This is a genomic window from Aeromonas molluscorum 848 (assembly GCF_000388115.1).
Taxonomy (GTDB): domain Bacteria; phylum Pseudomonadota; class Gammaproteobacteria; order Enterobacterales; family Aeromonadaceae; genus Aeromonas; species Aeromonas molluscorum.
Genome location: NZ_AQGQ01000028.1, coordinates 1 through 18,063 on the forward strand (window position 1 = coordinate 1; position 18,063 = coordinate 18,063).

General features: G+C 58.5%; 14 protein-coding genes and 1 pseudogene. 4 read left to right on the top strand and 11 right to left on the bottom strand.

Annotated features, from left to right (window positions below; all coding sequences use genetic code 11):
- Positions 1–2,698 (top strand): annotated as a pseudogene (locus G113_RS06425) (ribonuclease E/G); the annotation flags it as partial.
- Between the two features lie 224 nt (positions 2,699–2,922).
- Here the strand turns inward: G113_RS06425 and G113_RS06430 are convergent.
- A complete protein-coding gene (locus G113_RS06430) occupies positions 2,923–3,378 on the bottom strand; it encodes a YcgN family cysteine cluster protein (RefSeq protein WP_005896866.1) in 456 nt (151 codons plus the stop codon).
- A 257-nt stretch (positions 3,379–3,635) separates the two neighbouring features.
- Positions 3,636–4,382, bottom strand: coding sequence for an HD domain-containing protein (locus G113_RS06435; protein WP_040318972.1), 747 nt, complete (start codon positions 4,380–4,382; stop codon positions 3,636–3,638).
- 85 nt (positions 4,383–4,467) lie between these two features.
- Between G113_RS06435 and G113_RS06440 the strand changes: the two genes are divergently transcribed.
- Positions 4,468–5,079, top strand: coding sequence for a TetR/AcrR family transcriptional regulator (locus tag G113_RS06440; RefSeq protein WP_040318973.1), 612 nt, complete (start codon positions 4,468–4,470; stop codon positions 5,077–5,079).
- Positions 5,080–5,149: 70 nt separating this feature from the next.
- Here the strand turns inward: G113_RS06440 and sucD are convergent, their stop codons facing one another.
- The 8 genes from sucD to sdhC form a co-directional block, all read right to left on the bottom strand.
- Positions 5,150–6,022 carry a succinate--CoA ligase subunit alpha gene (gene sucD / locus G113_RS06445; RefSeq protein ID WP_005896873.1) on the bottom strand — a complete coding sequence of 291 codons (873 nt, stop codon included), beginning with the start codon at positions 6,020–6,022 and terminating at the stop codon, positions 5,150–5,152.
- The gene (gene sucC / locus G113_RS06450; protein ID WP_005896879.1) at positions 6,022–7,188 is read right to left on the bottom strand and encodes an ADP-forming succinate--CoA ligase subunit beta; all 1,167 of its coding nucleotides are present in this window, start codon (positions 7,186–7,188) and stop codon (positions 6,022–6,024) included. Before sucC ends, sucD begins: the two co-directional genes overlap by 1 nt.
- A 92-nt stretch (positions 7,189–7,280) precedes the next feature.
- On the bottom strand, positions 7,281–8,465 hold the full coding sequence (gene odhB / locus G113_RS06455) for a 2-oxoglutarate dehydrogenase complex dihydrolipoyllysine-residue succinyltransferase (RefSeq protein WP_005896881.1): 1,185 nt from the start codon (positions 8,463–8,465) through the stop codon (positions 7,281–7,283).
- A 33-nt stretch (positions 8,466–8,498) separates the two neighbouring features.
- Positions 8,499–11,309: a 2-oxoglutarate dehydrogenase E1 component gene (gene sucA / locus G113_RS06460; RefSeq protein ID WP_005896883.1), complete on the bottom strand. Its 2,811-nt coding sequence runs from the start codon at positions 11,307–11,309 to the stop codon at positions 8,499–8,501.
- Positions 11,310–11,436: 127 nt separating this feature from the next.
- On the bottom strand, positions 11,437–12,153 hold the full coding sequence (locus G113_RS06465) for a succinate dehydrogenase iron-sulfur subunit (protein ID WP_005896885.1): 717 nt from the start codon (positions 12,151–12,153) through the stop codon (positions 11,437–11,439).
- Between the two features lie 170 nt (positions 12,154–12,323).
- A complete protein-coding gene (gene sdhA / locus G113_RS06470; protein WP_040318970.1) occupies positions 12,324–14,090 on the bottom strand; it encodes a succinate dehydrogenase flavoprotein subunit in 1,767 nt (588 codons plus the stop codon).
- A gap of 1 nt (position 14,091) precedes the next feature.
- Entirely contained in the window at positions 14,092–14,436 is a 345-nt protein-coding gene (sdhD, locus tag G113_RS06475) for a succinate dehydrogenase, hydrophobic membrane anchor protein (protein WP_005896890.1), read from the bottom strand.
- Positions 14,430–14,819 (bottom strand): succinate dehydrogenase cytochrome b556 subunit, encoded by a 390-nt coding sequence (gene sdhC, locus G113_RS06480; RefSeq protein WP_005896892.1) that lies wholly within the window; start codon positions 14,817–14,819, stop codon positions 14,430–14,432. The genes sdhD and sdhC overlap by 7 nt, the downstream gene beginning before the upstream one ends.
- Before the next feature lie 434 nt (positions 14,820–15,253).
- Here sdhC and G113_RS06485 point away from each other — a divergent pair, with 434 nt between their 5' ends.
- On the top strand, positions 15,254–16,540 hold the full coding sequence (locus G113_RS06485; RefSeq protein WP_005896894.1) for a citrate synthase: 1,287 nt from the start codon (positions 15,254–15,256) through the stop codon (positions 16,538–16,540).
- 99 nt (positions 16,541–16,639) lie between these two features.
- Positions 16,640–16,957 (top strand): DUF4377 domain-containing protein, encoded by a 318-nt coding sequence (locus G113_RS06490; RefSeq protein WP_005896896.1) that lies wholly within the window; start codon positions 16,640–16,642, stop codon positions 16,955–16,957.
- A 66-nt stretch (positions 16,958–17,023) separates the two neighbouring features.
- On the opposite strand, the gene fbp is transcribed toward G113_RS06490, so the two are convergent.
- Positions 17,024–18,052, bottom strand: a complete 1,029-nt coding sequence (fbp, locus tag G113_RS06495) for a class 1 fructose-bisphosphatase (protein WP_040318971.1) — start codon at positions 18,050–18,052, stop codon at positions 17,024–17,026.
- Positions 18,053–18,063 lie beyond the last annotated feature (11 nt).

Sequence of the window (18,063 nt, forward strand, 5' to 3'; positions counted from 1 at the left end):
GGGATTCCATCCACAAGGCCTCCTTGCAACGCAACGCTCCCGTGCTCATCCATCAGGAAAGCAACGTGATCGTGCGTGCCATTCGTGACTATTTGCGTCGCGATGTCGGCGAGATCCTGATCGATAACCCCGTCATCTTCGAGCGTGCCAAGGCACATATCGAACTGGTTCGCCCCGATTTCCTCAATCGCGTGAAGCTGTACCAGGGTGACGTGGCGCTGTTCAACCACTTCCAGATTGAGAGCCAGATTGAGTCTGCCTTCCAGCGTGAAGTGCGTCTGCCTTCCGGCGGCAGCATCGTCATCGATCCGACCGAGGCCCTGACCTCCATCGATATCAACTCCTCCCGGGCAACCAAGGGTGGCGATATCGAAGAGACGGCGCTGCAAACCAACCTGGAAGCGGCCGACGAGATTGCTCGCCAACTGCGCCTGCGTGACCTGGGTGGTCTGATCGTCATCGACTTCATCGACATGACCCCGGTTCGCCATCAGCGCGAAGTGGAAACCGTCTGCGTGAAGCCGTGCATCAAGACAGAGCCCGTATCCAGCTCGGCCGTATCTCCCGCTTCGGTCTGCTGGAGATGTCCCGCCAGCGTCTGCGCCCCTCCCTCAACGAATCCAGCAGTCATATCTGCCCTCGTTGCCAGGGGCAGGGTGTGATCCGTGACAACGAATCACTGGCCCTCTCTATCCTGCGTCTTATCGAAGAAGAGGCGCTCAAGGACAATACCGAACAGGTTCATGCCCAGGTGCCGGTGGATGTTGCCGCCTACCTGCTCAACGAGAAACGCAGCTCCATCGCCAGCCTCGAGCAGCGTAACGAGGTTCGCCTCTACATCATCCCCAATCAGCATCTGGAAACCCCTCACTACGAAGTGACCCGCATTCGCAAGAATGAGATCGCCGAAGCGGTGAGCTATGAGCTGAAAACCGAAGTCGCCAAGCCGGTCTATCAACCCAAGCAGACCCAGGTGGTCGAGCGGGAACAGCCGCTGCTGCAGGGCTTCATCCAGCCAGCTCAACCAGCCCCTGCGGCCGTAGCCCCTCAGGCTGCCGCCCCTGTTGCGGCACCCGCCGTGGCCGAAGCAGGTCTGGTGAGCAAGCTGTTCAAAGCCATCGCCGGCCTCTTCGCCAGCAGCCCGGCAGCCACCGACGCCAAACCAGCGGCACCGGCTCAAACCGAAGCCCGCAAGGAAGAGCCTCATCGTCATCAACGTGATGAGCGCCGCCCCCGCCAAGGCCAGGGAAACCGCAATCGCAACGACAACAATGAGCAGCGCCGTGACGCCAAGAGTGGCGAGCAGGGTGACAATCGTGCCCGTCGTCCGCGTAAAGAGCGTGAACCGCGTCCGGAGCAAGCTGCCCGCACAGAGCGCGAACCCCGTGCCGAGCGTGAGCCACGTCAGGATCGCGAACCGCGTCAGGAACGTGAACCTCGCCAGCCGCGCGAGCCCCGTGCCGAGCGTGAACCACGTCAGGATCGCGAAGCCCGGGTCGAGCGTGAACCTCGCCAACCCCGTGAGCCGCGTCAACCTCGCGAGCCTCGTGGTGAGCGTGAACCTCGCCAGCCTCGTGAACCCCGTGCCGAGCTTGAGGTTCAGGCCATCGCCGCCGAACCGCTGCAGACCCCGGTTGATACTCAACAAGAGATCCACCAGGAGAAGGAGCTGATCGTCGCCGAACGCCGTGAACGTCGCCAACTGCGCAAGCAGATCCGGGTCGATGGGCCTCAGGCCGAACTGCCAGTTGAGCCGGTAGACGCTGCCGAAGGGAGTGATGCCGAGCAGGGTGATGAGCAGGACGGCCAGCGTCGCTCCCGCCGTAACCCCCGTGGCTCGCGGAGCGAAGGTCAGCGTCGCAAGCGCATCAACGAAGATGCTCGCAGCCAGCGCGAAGAGGAACAGCCCCAGGTCCAGAGCAATGAGCCCCTGACCCAGCTTGCTCCCCTGAGCCATGATGCCGTTGCCGCCGCGACTCAGGCATCTGCCGCTCTGGTAGAACACGCCGTGATTGACAATGATCACCACCTGCCGGAAGTGCCTTTCGTTGATACCAGTAAAGCGGTGGTCAGCGAGCCGGTCGCCCCTGTCGTCGCGCAGGCAGAGCCAGCTGCTGTCGTTCAGACTGCCCCGGTCGACATGGTCGAAGCCGCACCAGTGGTGACGGCAGAGCCAACTCAGGTCGAGGTTGCTGAAACCGCAGCCCCTGTCGTCGCTGAGACTCAGGTTGAGACGCCGATCGTGGCGCAAGCCTCTGCCGAGGTTCAGGTTCAGGTTCAGAGCGATGCTATCGTTGAGCCAGTAGCGCCGGCCGTGGTGGAAACCGTTCAGCCTGAAGTGAAGGTCGAAGCTGTTGAAGCCAAGGTGGAAGCCGCGCCAGTGGTTGCCCCTGTCGAAGTCGAAACCCCTGTGGTTGTGGCTGCGGTAGAAGAGCAAGAAGCCCCAGTGGCGGCGCCTGTCGCAGCTGCGGTGGCCAAGCCTGCTGCCACACCGGCTGTACGCTCCGCCGGTGGTCTGCTGGCCCAGGCCCGGAAGGCATCCGCCCCCATGGCCACTCCGGCCGAGGTGCCTGCCCTGCCGACCGCCGAGCCCGTCGATAGCCAACCTCTGCAGCGCAATGACGTCGCCAGCTCTGGCCGTCACGCAGGCAGCACGGCTGCGGTCAATAAGGCCCATAGCCCGGCTGGCCGCCCATAAGGGATCCGACAGCCATTAAAAAGAGCCGCATCTGCGGCTCTTTTTTTATGTCCTAATCAGGCCCATTGTTCTGTTTCGCACTCCCCCTCACCTTCCCATCTTGCCCTCCCCTTGCGGACTAAGCGTTGCCAACCGAGCATCATCTTCGCCAACCTCCGAATCCAAGGGCCAGCAACGACAAGAGCCACCTGGGTGGCTCTTGGAGAGATGGGAGAATGGCTGGCTCAGCTGGCCCAGGTGATGATGTGATCTTCCCACTCACCGGCATCACGCTCATGGATGACCTTGCCGCGTACCGACTGGCCCGCCTGGTGCATGGCGGAACGGCTGCCGGTCAGCAGTGGATGCCACTCGGGCAGCGCTTGCCCCTCGGCCAGCAAGCGATAGGCACAGCTGGATGGCAGCCATTGGTACTCATCTATCTTGTCCACGGTGATCTGCAGACAGTCCGGCTCTTTCTTGAAGCGGTTGTGGTAGTCGGAGCATTGGCAGCTTTTGGTGTTGAGCAGGTTGCAGGCCACGTTGGTGAACACCAGTTCATCAGTATCGGCATCGATCAGCTTGTTGAGGCAGCACTTGCCGCAGCCGTCGCACAGAGACTCCCACTCGGCCATGGTCATCTGCTGCAGGGTCTTTTCCTGCCAAAAAGGAGTTGGCTGTATTTTCTCGACTTGCTGCATGGCGGGGCTCACTAAATAGACCAGGAAAGCGCGTGGTTATACCCTTAATGGCCAGATTTTTCAAGGTTGGCGGTCGAGGGCGGATATTATCAGCGGTAGCAACAGGATGATTTTGACCTATGGGCATAGCGCGCTCAACATCCGAGTTGTCCGGGGTCATTTAATAGATGGCTTAGAGAGGGAATCACTCACTCTATCTGCTGGCTTCCCTTATCCAGAAGATGAATGTCCCAGCCTCTTCACCCGCAAACCTCGATTCAAGGATCCACATTGAGTGGGTCGTGTGGCAAGCGCCCGCTCGTCAGGATACTGATAAATCGCCCACGGCTACCTGTACAGTGTGTCGTGGGGCTCAGCTTGAGCGCGTCTTCTACGCCATCTCGCGGGAACCGCCTTATCACCTCGGCCCGCAATCTCGCAGCGATACGATGCCGGCCTAATCCAACCAGATCACACAGTGCCCCACGAGAGAGCAAGTAAGTCTCCGGATGATTCTGGTAACGAGATAACCGGATGTTCAGATGACGAGCAATTGCGTCCCCTACCCTGTAAGTTAATGCAGGGGGATGGCCCTTTTCCATCAAGTAGTTGTGAGCCCTCTGGCCTCCGCTGACGGCAAAGCAACACTCACATGGTGCAGGGTGATGCCCCTCTGTCAGGCCAATGTCATGCAAGATGGCGGCAGCAAACAGCAATGAAGGGTCATAGTGGATCTTTTGCTGAGTACCTATCAGTGCGCTGAACCAATAGGTACGCCAGCTGTGTCGCAGCAGTGGCAGAGAGTGGGTACGCTGTGCCAAGTCCAGGGCGTCTTCAACCAAGGCACCAGGTCTTGGCATCAGTGAGTCCAGCTCGATATCCGGCTGCTTGAGCAAGCCGCCATGAAGCAGGGCCGCTTCCATTACATCCTCCGACCGAGCCAATAGTAGATTGATGCAGATCTGCCCCTTTTCCATCAGACTCATCCTTCCCTGATCCACAGCGCCCCATTCCAGACTGCCCATGACGTTCCCCATAAGTACCCCTTGTCCATTTTTTACCAATTGGTACATAATAAAGGCAAAGTATTTTTATGCAATAGGGTACAAAATGAATGTGCGACGTGGCAGACCTCCTGCCTATCAAAAGGAACTGGCTTTATCCGCTTTGACTGAAACCTTTCGTTTAAATGGCTATGTGGCAACATCACTGGATGCGCTGGTCTCGGCCACCGGGATGAATAGACCCAGCCTATTTGCAGCCTTCGGCAACAAGCACAGTATGTATCTCGCCGCACTGGATCACTTTAGGGATACAGTGCGTAGCCGACTACAACCTGAGTTGGAAGCGGGACGATCACTGTCTGAGGACATGACGGCATTCTACGAATGCGCCATTGAGCACTACTGTGAAGGGAATGCGCTCGGCTGCCTGCTGCTGTCAACGGCACTGAGTGATGCACCTAATGACAGCGAGGTGCGTGATCGCCTGCGACAATCGGTCAACGAGATAGAAGCAGCAATAGGACAGCGGGTAAAACGGGCGCTCGCGAAAGAGTGTGATGAAGAGTCTCATCATTATCTGACCAAAATACTGTTGTCGCAGTTGATCGCCCTGAGCGCCCAAGCAAGGATGGGGATACCCGAGGAGCAACTACGTCATTCCATACGCTTGGTGCTCTCTGCCATCTTGCCCTCTGATGGCAGAACGCCATGCGGCTAACCAGTATCTGAATACCATAAAAAATGCCGCCCCAAGGGCGGCATTTTGCTATCAGAGATAACGGACTGACTTACCAGCCGGTCACTTCACGCAGGGCCTTGCCGATGTCGGCCAGGGAGCGCACGGTTTTCACGCCGGCATCTTCCAGGGCGGCAAACTTCTCGGCCGCAGTGCCCTTGCCGCCTGCGATGATGGCGCCAGCATGGCCCATACGCTTGCCCGGAGGCGCGGTCACGCCTGCGATGTAGGAGACCACCGGCTTGGTGACGTGGGCCTTGATGTAAGCTGCCGCTTCTTCTTCGGCACTGCCACCGATCTCGCCGATCATGACGATGGCTTCGGTCTTGGGATCGTTCTGGAACATTTCCAGGATGTCGATGAAGTTGGAGCCCGGGATGGGGTCACCACCGATGCCGACGCAGGTGGACTGGCCGAAGCCTTCGTCCGTGGTCTGCTTGACTGCTTCATAGGTCAGGGTGCCGGAGCGGGAGACGATGCCCACTTTGCCCGGTTTGTGGATGTGGCCCGGCATGATACCGATCTTGCACTCACCCGGGGTGATCACCCCTGGGCAGTTCGGGCCTATCATCCGCACGCCGGTTTCCTGCAGTTTCACCTTGACGTCCAGCATGTCCAGAGTCGGGATGCCTTCGGTGATGGTGACGATGAGCTGGATGCCCGCATCAATCGCTTCCAGGATGGCGTCCTTGCAGAAAGGTGCCGGTACATAGATGACGGAGGCAGTGGCGCCAGTAGCTTCCACGGCATCACGCACCGTGTTGAATACCGGCAGGCCCAGGTGAGTGGTCCCCCCCTTGCCTGGCGACACGCCGCCAACCATCTGGGTTCCGTAGGCGATCGCCTGTTCGGAGTGGAAAGTACCCTGGCCGCCGGTGAAGCCCTGGCAGATGACCTTGGTATCTTTGTTGATCAGAACGCTCATTATTTGGCCTCCGCTGCTTTAACCACTTGCTGCGCTGCGTCAGTCAGACTCTTGGCGGCGATGATGTTGAGGCCGCTTTCGGCCAGTTTCTGGGCACCCAGTTCGGCATTGTTGCCTTCCAGACGCACCACCACGGGTACCTTGACACCCACTTCCTTGACCGCGCCTATGATGCCTTCGGCAATCATGTCGCAGCGCACTATGCCGCCGAAGATATTGACCAGTACGGCCTGTACCTTGCTGTCAGACAGAATAATCTTGAACGCCTCGGTCACGCGCTCCTTGGTGGCGCCACCGCCGACATCCAGGAAGTTGGCCGGTGAGCCGCCGTGCAGGTTGACGATGTCCATGGTCCCCATGGCCAAGCCTGCGCCGTTGACCATGCAGCCGATGTTGCCATCGAGCGCCACATAGTTCAGCTCCCACTGGGCGGCGTGCGCTTCGCGGGGGTCATCCTGGGAGGGATCATGCATCTCGCGCAGCTTGGGCTGACGGTACATGGCGTTGGCATCGATGTTGATCTTGCCGTCCAGGCAATGCAGGTTGCCCTTGTCGGTGATCACCAGGGGATTGATTTCCAGCAGCGCGAAGTCGCAATCCTGGAACATCTTGCCCAGACCCATGAAGATCTTGGTGAACTGTTTGATCTGATCGCCGTTGAGGCCCAGCTTGAAAGCCAGCTCGCGCGCCTGATAAGCCTGTGGGCCGACCAGTGGATCGATGGCCGCCTTGTGAATGAGTTCCGGGGTTTCGTGAGCAATCTTCTCGATGTCCACGCCACCCTCGGTGGAGGCCATGAAGACCACGCGGCGGCTGCTGCGATCGACCACGGCGCCCAGGTAGAGCTCCTTGGCGATGTCGGTGCAGGACTCCACCAGGATCTTGGTCACCGGCTGACCATTGGCGTCAGTCTGGTAAGTGACCAGATTCTTGCCGAGCCAGTGTTGGGCGAAGGCACGGATCTCGTCCTTGCTCTTGGCCAGTTTCACGCCGCCCGCTTTACCGCGACCACCGGCGTGCACCTGGCACTTGACGACCCACATGTTGCCGCCAATCTTGTCGGCAGCTTCAGCCGCTTCCTGCGGGGTAGCGCAGGCATAACCTTCAGAGACCGGCAGGCCATATTTGGCAAACAGCTGTTTTGCCTGATATTCATGCAAATTCATGATGTTCTATCCGTGTTGTCGTTATATCCGTTGGGGTGTTTCTCAATGCCCCTGCGATAGGGGCCCGGACAGGCCCCTATATCCTTGTGCGATCAGACGTCCAGCAGCAGACGGGTCGGATCTTCCAGCAACTCCTTGATGGAGACCAGGAAGCCGACCGACTCGCGGCCGTCGACGATGCGGTGATCATAAGAGAGGGCCAGGTACATCATCGGCAGGATTTCCACCTGGCCGTTTACCGCCATGGGCCTGTCCTGGATCTTGTGCATCCCCAGGATGGCGCTCTGGGGCGGGTTGATGATCGGCGTGGACATCAGGGAACCGAACACACCGCCGTTGGTGATGGTGAAGTTGCCACCGGTCAGCTCATCGACGGTCAGCTTGCCGTCACGGCCCTTGCCCGCCAGTTCCTTGATGGCCTTCTCGATGTCGGCCAGGCTCATGCTGTCGCAATCGCGCAGTACCGGCGTCACCAGACCACGGGGAGTGGAGACGGCGATGCTGACATCGAAGTAGTTGTGATAGACGACATCGTCACCGTCGAGCGCCGCATTCACTTCCGGGTAGCGCTTGAGGGATTCGACCACGGCCTTGACGTAGAAGGACATGAAGCCAAGCTTGACGCCGTGCTTCTTCTCGAAGATCTCGCCGTACTGCTTGCGCAGCTTCATGATGGGCGCCATGTTGATCTCGTTGAAGGTCGTCAGCATGGCGGTAGTGTTCTTGGCCTCCAGCAGACGCTCGGCGATGCGCTTGCGCAGGCGGGTCATGGGCACGCGCTTCTCGGTGCGCGCAGCCAAGGGAGCCACGGCGGCGACCGGGGCCGCAGCCACCGGCGCGGCAGCAGGCTTGTTGCCCACCTTGAGGAAGGCTTCCACATCTTCTTTGGTGATGCGCCCCCCCTTGCCGGTGCCGTTGAGTTTGGCGACGTCGATGGCGTGCTCGGCCACCAGACGGCGTACCGAGGGGCTCAGATCGTCACCTGCGGCGTCGGCTGCGGCTTCTACCGGCTTGTCCTTGGTCTCTTCGCCTGCCACGGGGGCGGCCTTGAGCATGGCGATCAGCTGGCGGGAGAGCACAGTCGCGCCCTCAGCCTGCAGGATGTCACCCAGAATACCGGCTTCCGGTGCTGGGACTTCCAGGACGACCTTGTCGGTCTCGATGTCGACCAGTACTTCATCACGGGCAACCAGATCCCCAGGGCGTTTGTGCCAGGTGGCGATGGTGGCGTCGGCCACTGATTCCGGCAGGTCCGGTACCTTGATCTCGATAGTCATGTAATCAGTTCCTTGTTACTTCTTGTTCAGGGCTTAGGCCAGAGTAAGGGCGTCTTCCACCAAGGCTTTCTGCTGCTTGGCGTGGACAGACATGTAACCGACCGCGGGTGAGGCGGAGGCCGGACGACCGGCGTAACGCAGGGTGGCACCGGCATGCAGCACGCCATCATAGTGATGACGGGTGCTGTACCAGGCTCCCTGGTTTTGCGGCTCTTCCTGGCACCAGACGAAATCGGTGACGTGGGCGTAATCGGCGAGGATGGCGCGCACTTCTGCTTCCGGGAAGGGATAGAGCTGCTCGATGCGCACCAGCGCCACATCCTGCTGCTCGGCCTTGCGACGGGCATCGAGCAGGTCGTAGTAGACCTTGCCGGAGCAGAACACCACGCGTTTGACCCCTTTTGGATCCAGTGCATCGATCTCGCCGATGGCGTTCTGGAAGGTACCCTCTGCCAGCTCTTCGAGCTTGCTCACCGCCAGCGGGTGGCGCAGCAAGGACTTCGGCGACATCACGATCAGCGGGCGACGCATGGGTCGGATCACCTGGCGACGCAACATGTGATAGACCTGGGCTGGATTGGAGGGCACACAGACCTGCATGTTGTGCTCGGCGCACATCTGCAAGTAACGCTCCAGACGGGCGGAGGAGTGTTCCGGCCCCTGTCCCTCGTAACCGTGGGGCAGCAGCATGGTCAGGCCGCACATACGACCCCACTTCTGCTCACCGGAAGAGAGGAACTGGTCGATCACCACCTGGGCGCCGTTGGCGAAATCACCAAACTGCGCTTCCCAGATAGTCAGACCGGTCGGTTCGGTGGTGGCGTAGCCATATTCGAACGCCAATACAGCCTCTTCGGACAGCACAGAGTCGAACACCTCAAACGGGCCTTGCTCGTCACTGATGTTGCACAGCGGGGTATAGGTGCTGGCATCTTTCTGGTTGTGCAGTACCGCATGGCGGTGGAAGAAGGTGCCACGACCGGAATCCTGCCCCGTGATACGGATGCGTGACCCCTTGTCCACCAGGCTGGCGTAGGCCAGGGTCTCGGCGAACCCCCAGTCCAGCAGCTTGTCGCCGGCGGCCATGGTGCGCCTGTCTTCATAAATCTTTTCGACCTGACGCTGCAATTGATGCGCAGCCGGATACTGGCTGACCCGCTCCCCCAAGGATTTGAGCTCATCGAGGGGCAGACCGGCGTCATAGGACATGGCCCAGTCGTGACCCAGGTAAGGGGTCCAGTCGACGGAGTGCAGCTCCATGGGGCGCCACTCTTTGACCACTCGCTCGCCCTTGTCCAGGGCATCACGGTACTCGTTGACCTGAGCGGTCGCCAGCTCAGCACCTATCACCCCTTCGGCAATCAGCTGATCGGCGTAGATCTTGCGCGGGGTCGGATGCTGTTTGATCTTCTGGTACATCAAAGGCTGAGTCGCGCTCGGCTCGTCGGCCTCGTTGTGGCCATGACGACGATAACAAACCAGCTCAATCACCACATCGCGCTTGAAGGTGTTGCGGTAATCCAGCGCAATTTGGGTGACCAGCACCACGGCTTCCGGATCATCACCGTTGACGTGCAACACGGGCGCCTGCACCGCCTTGGCGATGTCGGTGCAATATTCGGTGGAGCGCACGTCACGCATGTTGGAGGTGGTAAAGCCCACCTGGTTGTTGATGACGATGCGCACAGTTCCGCCGACGCCATAGGCACGGGTCTGGGACATGTTGAAGGTTTCCGCCACCACACCTTGACCGGCGATGGCCGAGTCACCGTGAATGGTGATGGGCAAGACACTGGAGCCATCCTTGTCACCACGTCTGTCCATACGGGCACGGACAGAGCCGATGACCACCGGGTTGACTATCTCGAGGTGAGAGGGGTTGAAGGCCAGCGCCAGATGCACGTTGCCACCCGGGGTCGCGAAATCGGACGAGAAGCCCATGTGGTACTTCACATCCCCTGTGCCCCAAGATTCGCCATGCTTGCCCGCGAACTCGTCAAACAGCTCCTGCGCACGCTTGCCGAGCACGTTGATCAGCACGTTGAGGCGACCACGGTGGGCCATGCCAATCACAGCCTCTTTGCAGCCCTGCTCACCGGCGCGACGGATCAGCTCCTTGAGCATGGGCACCATGGCATCGCCCCCTTCCAGGGAGAAACGCTTGGCGCCGGGGAATTTGGCACCCAGGTATTTTTCCAGCCCTTCGGCGGCAGTCAGGTTCTCGAGGAGACGCGTCTTCTCTTCCTGGCTATAGCTCCCCTTCCCTTCGATGGATTCGAGGCGGTCTTGCAGCCAACGTTTCTCTTCGGTGGAGGTGAGGTGCATATAGTCGGCTCCGATGGAGCCGCAGTAGGTTTTCTTCAGCGAGGCGTAGAGATCGGAGAGCACCATGGTCTCGCGACCGATGGCGTAGGAGCCCACATTGAAGGTGGCCTCCATGTCTGCGCCTTGCAGGTTATGGTAAGCCGGATCGAGCTCGGCAACGGTTTCCCGGGCCCAGAGACCGAGGGGATCCAGCTTGGCGTTCTGGTGACCACGGAAACGGAAGGCGTTGATCAGTTGCAGTACCCGCACCTGTTTGGCATCCACTTGCGGATCGGACACGGCGGCACTGAAACGGGAGGGGTCTTTGGCCAGACGACGGAAATAATCGCGGACCTGAGAGTGGGGTTGTTCGACCGCGTGACCATTGACTTGGGGCAGCGAAGCAAAAATGCTGCGCCACTCGTCGGCGACGGAATCGGGATCGTCCAGAAAGGATTCGTACAAATCCTCTATATAGCTTGCATTCGCACCAGCCAGGTGAGATGACTCCAACCAGGCCTTCATCACGCCGTTATGCATGTCTATCCCTTGTACTTCTTGTCACTGCCGTTTGGCAGTTTTTGTAGGGGTCAAACAGCCACCCTTCCAGGGGTTGAGTGGCCATCCAGAGGTCGGGCCCCTGCCCTTGCGGCGGGGCCCTGGCTTATTACACAGCCCGATTAAGCAACATCGACTTGATATGACCTATGGCCTTGGTCGGGTTCAAGCCCTTGGGACAGACGCTCACGCAGTTCATGATGCCGTGGCAACGGAAGACGCTGAAGGCATCATCCAGATTGCCCAGACGCTCGGTCGCTGCGCTGTCGCGGCTGTCGGCCAACCAGCGGTAGGCGGCGAGCAGGCCAGCGGGGCCGATGAACTTATCCGGGTTCCACCAGAAGGAGGGGCAAGAGGTCGAGCAGCAGGCACAGAGGATACATTCGTACAGGCCGTCGAGCTTGGCACGCTCTTCAGGGGATTGCAGGTGCTCACGCACGGGCGGCAATTTATCTTCGTTGATGAGGAAGGGCTTCACCTTCTCCCACTGGGTGTAGAACTGGGTCATGTCTATGACCAGATCCCGGATCACCGGCAGGCCAGGCAAGGGGCGAATCACCACCTTGCTACCCTTCTTCAGCAGATCCGAAAGTGGCGTGATACAGGCAAGACCGTTCTTGCCATTCATGTTGATCCCGTCCGATCCACAGACCCCTTCGCGGCAAGAGCGGCGGAAGGACAAGGTGGGATCCAGCTCTTTCAACTGGATCAGTGCATCGAGCACCATCATGTCGGAACCTTCAGGAATATCAAGACGATAATCCTTCATATGTGGGGCGTTATCAACGTCCGGGTTATAGCGATATACCGAGAATGTGACGTTCATTGTGCTTTGCTCCGCAATCAATATGTCCACGCCTTCGATGAGAGAGGGAATGCCTCCCACCTCTTTACAGACCGGCTAGGCGTGGCTCCGCAATCAGTAAGTCCACGCCTGCGATGAGAGATGGGAGAGTCTCCCACCTCTTCACAGACCGGCCAGGCCTGGCTCCGCAATCAGTAAGTCCGCACCTTGGGTGGGAATGCCTCGCGAGTTTTCGGAGACATATTGACCGCGCGACGAGTCATGGACTCAGTGTCCGGATGGTAGAGGCTGTGGCACAGCCAGCTGTCGTCGTCACGCTCCGGGAAGTCGAAGCGGCTGTGGGCGCCCCGGCTCTCGGTACGGAAGTTGGCCGCCACCGCAGTGGCAAACGCCGTCTCCATCAGGTTGTCCAGCTCCAGGCACTCGATGCGCTGGGTGTTGAACTCCTTGGAGGTGTCATCCAGGCGGGCATTCTTGAGCCGCTCGCGGATGAGTTTCAGCTCGGCAAGCCCTTCGGCCATCGCATCCCCTTCGCGGAACACCGAGAAGTTGCGCTGCATGCAGTCCTGCAAGTCTTTGCGGATCTGGGCAGGATCTTCACCATCGCGGTTGTTTTCCCAACGATTGAAGCGGGCCAAGGCAGCTTCCAGCTCGGCGTCGGACGCCTCGCGGCCATGCTCCATCTCGCCCAAGGTGTTGACCAGGTGCATGCCAGCCGCGCGACCAAACACGATGAGATCCAGCAGGGAGTTGCCGCCCAGACGGTTGGCTCCGTGTACGGAGACGCAGGCGATTTCACCCACGGCGAACAGACCGACCACAGGCACATCATTGCCATCTTTGTCTTGCGTCAGACATTGGCCGTTCACGCTGGTCGGCACGCCGCCCATCATGTAGTGGCAAGTCGGGATGACAGGGATAGGCTCGACAACTGGATCCACGTGAGCAAAGGTACGCGACAGCTCGCAGATACCCGGCAGACGAGATTCGAGCACCTCTTTGCCCAGGTGATCCAGCTTGAGCTTGACGTGCGGACCCCAGGGACCATCGCAACCACGGCCTTCGCGAATTTCGATCATGATGGAGCGGGCCACCACGTCACGACCAGCCAGGTCCTTGGCGTTGGGCGCATAACGCTCCATGAAGCGTTCGCCGTCTTTGTTGAGCAGGTAACCGCCTTCACCGCGGCACCCTTCAGTGACCAACACCCCTGCCCCGGCAATGCCGGTCGGGTGGAATTGCCAGAACTCCATGTCCTGCACACCGACCCCGGCACGCAGCGCCATGCCAACGCCGTCACCGGTGTTGATGTGGGCATTGGTGGTGGATTGGTAGATGCGACCTGCGCCGCCGGTGGCCAGCACCGTGGCCTTGGCTTTGAAGTAGACGACTTCTCCGCTCTCCATGTCGATGGCGGTGCAGCCAACGATGTGGCCATCCTGGTTCTTGACCAAGTCCAGGGCGTACCACTCGGAGAAGACGGTGGTCTTGCTCTTCACGTTCTGTTGATAGAGGGTGTGCAACAGGGCATGACCGGTACGGTCTGCCGCAGCCGCAGTACGTGCGGCCTGCTCACCACCGAAATTCTTGGACTGGCCGCCAAAAGGGCGCTGATAGACACGGCCATTGTCGAAGCGGGAGAAGGGCAAGCCCATGTTCTCCAGCTCATAGACAGCTTCCGGACCTGTCTTGCACATGTATTCGATGGCTTCCTGATCACCGATGTAATCGGAGCCTTTGACCGTGTCATACATGTGCCACTGCCAGTTGTCATCGTGGGCGTTACCCAGTGCAACCGTGATACCGCCCTGGGCGGATACGGTATGAGAGCGGGTCGGAAACACCTTGGACAACAGTGCACAGCTCTTGCCGGATTGGGCGATCTGCAGCGCGGCGCGCATGCCAGCGCCACCTGCGCCAATCACCACGGCATCAAATTCACGAGTTGGAATAGTCACCTTATACACCCCACAGCACGACGAAAGCCGTCATCAGATAGACAAACAAGACCACTACCAGGGCAAATTGCAGCGCGCCCCGTAGACCTACCGGCTTGATATAGTCGGTCAGCACCTGCCACAGACCAATCCAGGCATGGATCAGCACGGAGAAGAGGGCCAACAGGGTGAACACCTTGGTGAAGGTGCTGGCAAAGAAGCCGACCCAGACGTCATAGGTGATGTCGTTGAAGGCGACGAATCCCACCAGATAAAGGGTGTAAAACGTCATGATGAGAGCGGTGGCGCGGATCAGGATGTAATCGTGAACGCCGCTGCGCCCGAAGGTTGCAGAATTGGTTACCATACCAGTACCCCCGCCAATACCGCCAAAACGCCGGTGATCACGAAGGCCACACGGGCGCTCTGTGAGCCGGATTCCAACTCTTCCCAATAACCCATGTCCATGATCAGGTGACGAATACCAAGCACGATATGGTAGGCGAGCGCCGTCAGGATCCCCCAGAACACGAGCTTGACCAGGAAGTTGTCCAGGATGGACATGACTGTGTCAAAACCCTCGGGAGAGGAAAGGGAAGTACCAAGCATCCACAGCAAGATGGAAAGCGCCACAAAGGTGATCACCCCTGAGACACGATGCAAGATGGAAGCGATGGCGGTGACAGGAAAGCTGATAGTCTGTAGGTCGAGGTTTACAGGTCTCTGTTTATTTTTCACGGCTTTGCCCACTCAGCTCCATTGAGCACGTTAGTTATTGTTTTCACAAACTATTGAGGGCACGGAGTGGCATTTGTTAGGTTTTTGTTACCAAAACAACTCGGAAAAGCCAAAAATAACATTTTCATTATCACATCTGGCTTTGCGAAAGCGTTTCAAACACCGACAGCCATCACCCACGAGGCGCAGTATATCGGCGGGCTTAACCAATGACAATCAAATAGCTACAAAGAAAACCCAAAACCGTAAACCAGATCTCACATCCTGTTTAACAAGGCATTAATGATCATTCAGCAAAATTGACAAGGGGGGTGATCTCTGGTTCAAATAAGGCGCTCCAGCCGCCCCCCGGGGAAGAAAAGGGTGAGAAACCTTTTTGCCTGAGTCATCAATCTCGTAATAGAGTACGACTGGAACTAATTATAAAAGAGCAAAGGAGACGTGCTATGGCTGATAAAATAGCCACCCTACACTTACCCGGAAAAGAGCCGGTAGAACTGCCGATCCTGTCCGGAACTCTTGGACCCGATGTCATTGACGTCAGAAAACTGGGCGCCCAGGGTTATTTCACCTTCGACCCCGGCTTTATGGCCACAGGTTCTTGTAAATCCTCCATTACTTACATCGATGGCGATCAGGGTGTCTTGCTGCACCGTGGTTACCCCATTGCCCAGTTGGCTACCCAAGCTAGCTATCTGGAAGTCTGCTACATACTGCTGTACGGCGAAGCGCCTACCAAGGCCCAGTACGCCGAGTTCGAACGTATGGTCATGCGCCATACCATGGTCCATGAACAGATCGTTTACTTCTTCCGCGGCTTCCGCCGTGATGCCCACCCCATGGCCATCATGTGTGGTGTAGTCGGTGCCCTGTCCGCCTTCTATCATGACGCGCTGGACATCAACAACGAGCAGCACCGCGAGATCTGCGCCTTCCGCCTGCTCTCCAAGATGCCTACGCTGGCGGCCATGAGTTACAAATACTCGGTCGGTCAGCCCTTCATGCATCCGCGCAACGGCCTCTCCTATGCAGGCAACTTCCTGCATATGATGTTTGGTGTGCCGACCGAAGAGTACAAGGTCAACCCCATCGTCGAGCGCGCCATGGATCGCATCTTTACTCTGCATGCGGATCATGAGCAGAACGCCTCTACCTCTACCGTGCGACTGGCAGGCTCCTCCGGTGCCAACCCCTTCGCCTGTATCTCCGCCGGGATCGCTTCCCTGTGGGGACCGGCTCATGGTGGAGCCAACGAAGCCTGTCTCAAGATGCTCGAGGAGATCGGCTCTGTGGATCGCATCCCCGAGTTCATCGAGAAGGCCAAGGACAAGAACGATCCCTTCCGCCTCATGGGCTTTGGCCATCGCGTCTACAAAAACCACGATCCCCGTGCCCAGGTCATGCGTCAAACCTGCCACGAGGTACTCGAAGAGCTGCAGATCAAGGATCCGCTGCTGGCCGTGGCCATGGAGCTGGAACGCATTGCACTGTCCGACGCCTACTTCATCGAGAAGAAGCTCTACCCGAACGTGGACTTCTACTCCGGCATCATCATGAAGGCTATCGGTATCCCGATCAGCATGTTCACCGTGATCTTCGCCATGTCCCGTACCATCGGCTGGATTGCCCACTGGAACGAAATGCTGTCTGATCCGGATCAGAAGATTGGCCGCCCGCGCCAGCTCTATATCGGCGCTTCAGAGCGAGAATTCACCCCCCTGGAACAGCGCTGATCGGCGCTTTTCATGCAAGGTGATCAGGAAGGCGGTCATTGACCGCCTTTTTTTTTCGCATTTTAATCCCCGCTTGAATTTGCCAACGAGACCATGCCCATGAAATTCCCCCTACTTGCCGCCGCCCTGATGCTGGCTGGCTGCCAACAGGTCACTGCCCCAGAGGGGGAGACCCTCTTCGTCAATGCCGCACTGGTGCCCTGCATCGGGGTCGGTCCCATGCAGTGCATGCAGGTCAAAGAGAGCAAGGAGCAGGACTGGACGCTGTTTTACAATCATATTCAAGGCTTTACATTCGAGCCTGGTTATCTGTACGAGCTGAAGATTGCCAAATTCAAGGTGGACAATGCCCCCGCCGATGCCCCCAACATACGCTACGAGCTGTTACAGCTGGTGAGCAAACAGGCTGTTAACTGAGCCGCAGGCACAATGAAAAAGGCCGCTTTCGCGGCCTTTTTCATTGTGGCATCCAGGTGGTTTGACTCAGCACTTGGTCTCTTCGTGGGCGGAATACTCTGCCATGAGCGCTTCGGCTCGCTCGACCATTTGTGTCGAACCCACAAAATAAGGGGTGCGCTGATGCAGGGCTGTCGGTTGTATGTCCATGATGCGACGGAAACCGTCTGAGGCCTTGCCACCCGCCTGTTCTACCAGGAAAGCAAGGGGGTTGCACTCATAGAGCAGACGCAGTTTGCCATTGGGTGAGTTGGTGCCGGACGGATAGATGTAGATCCCCCCCTTGAGCAGATTGCGGTGAAAATCCGATACCAAGGAGCCGATATAACGGGCGGTATAGGGTCGGTGAGTCGCCTCGTCCAGTTCCTGACAATATTTGAGGTACTTCTTCACCCCGTCCGGGAACTTGATGTAGTTGCCCTCGTTGATCGAGTAGATCTTGCCCTCTTGAGGAACCCGCATGTTCTCATGGGAGAGGCAGAAACAGCCGATGGAGGGATCATAGGTAAAACCGTTGACTCCGAACCCGGTGGTGTAAACCAGCATGGTGGAGGAACCATAGACCACATAACCTGCGGCAACCTGTTGATGGCCCGGCTGCAGGAAGTCATTCAGCTCCACGGGAGTGCCCGGCTCGCTGACGCGACGGTAGATGGAGAAGATGGTCCCGACCGAGACGTTGACGTCTATGTTGGAGGAGCCATCCAGGGGATCAATCAGTACCACATATTTGGAGTGCGCCGAGAGAGCCGAATCGAAGGCGACGAAGTCCTCTTCCTCCTCAGAGGCCATGCCACACACTTCCCCCCTCGCTTCCAGCGCTGCCTTGAAGCGCTCGTTGGCGTAGACATCCAGCTTCTGCTGCTCTTCACCCTGCACGTTCGAGGATCCCACCGAGCCCATGATATCGGCCAGTCCCGCTTTGTTGATCTCCCGGTTGACCACCTTGGCTGCGAGGCGAATGGAGCTGAGCAAGGAGCTGAGTTCGCCGGTCGCGGTCGGATAGTCCGCCTGTTTTTTGACGATGTACTCACCCAGGGTGATCATGTTCTTCATTATGTTTCCTT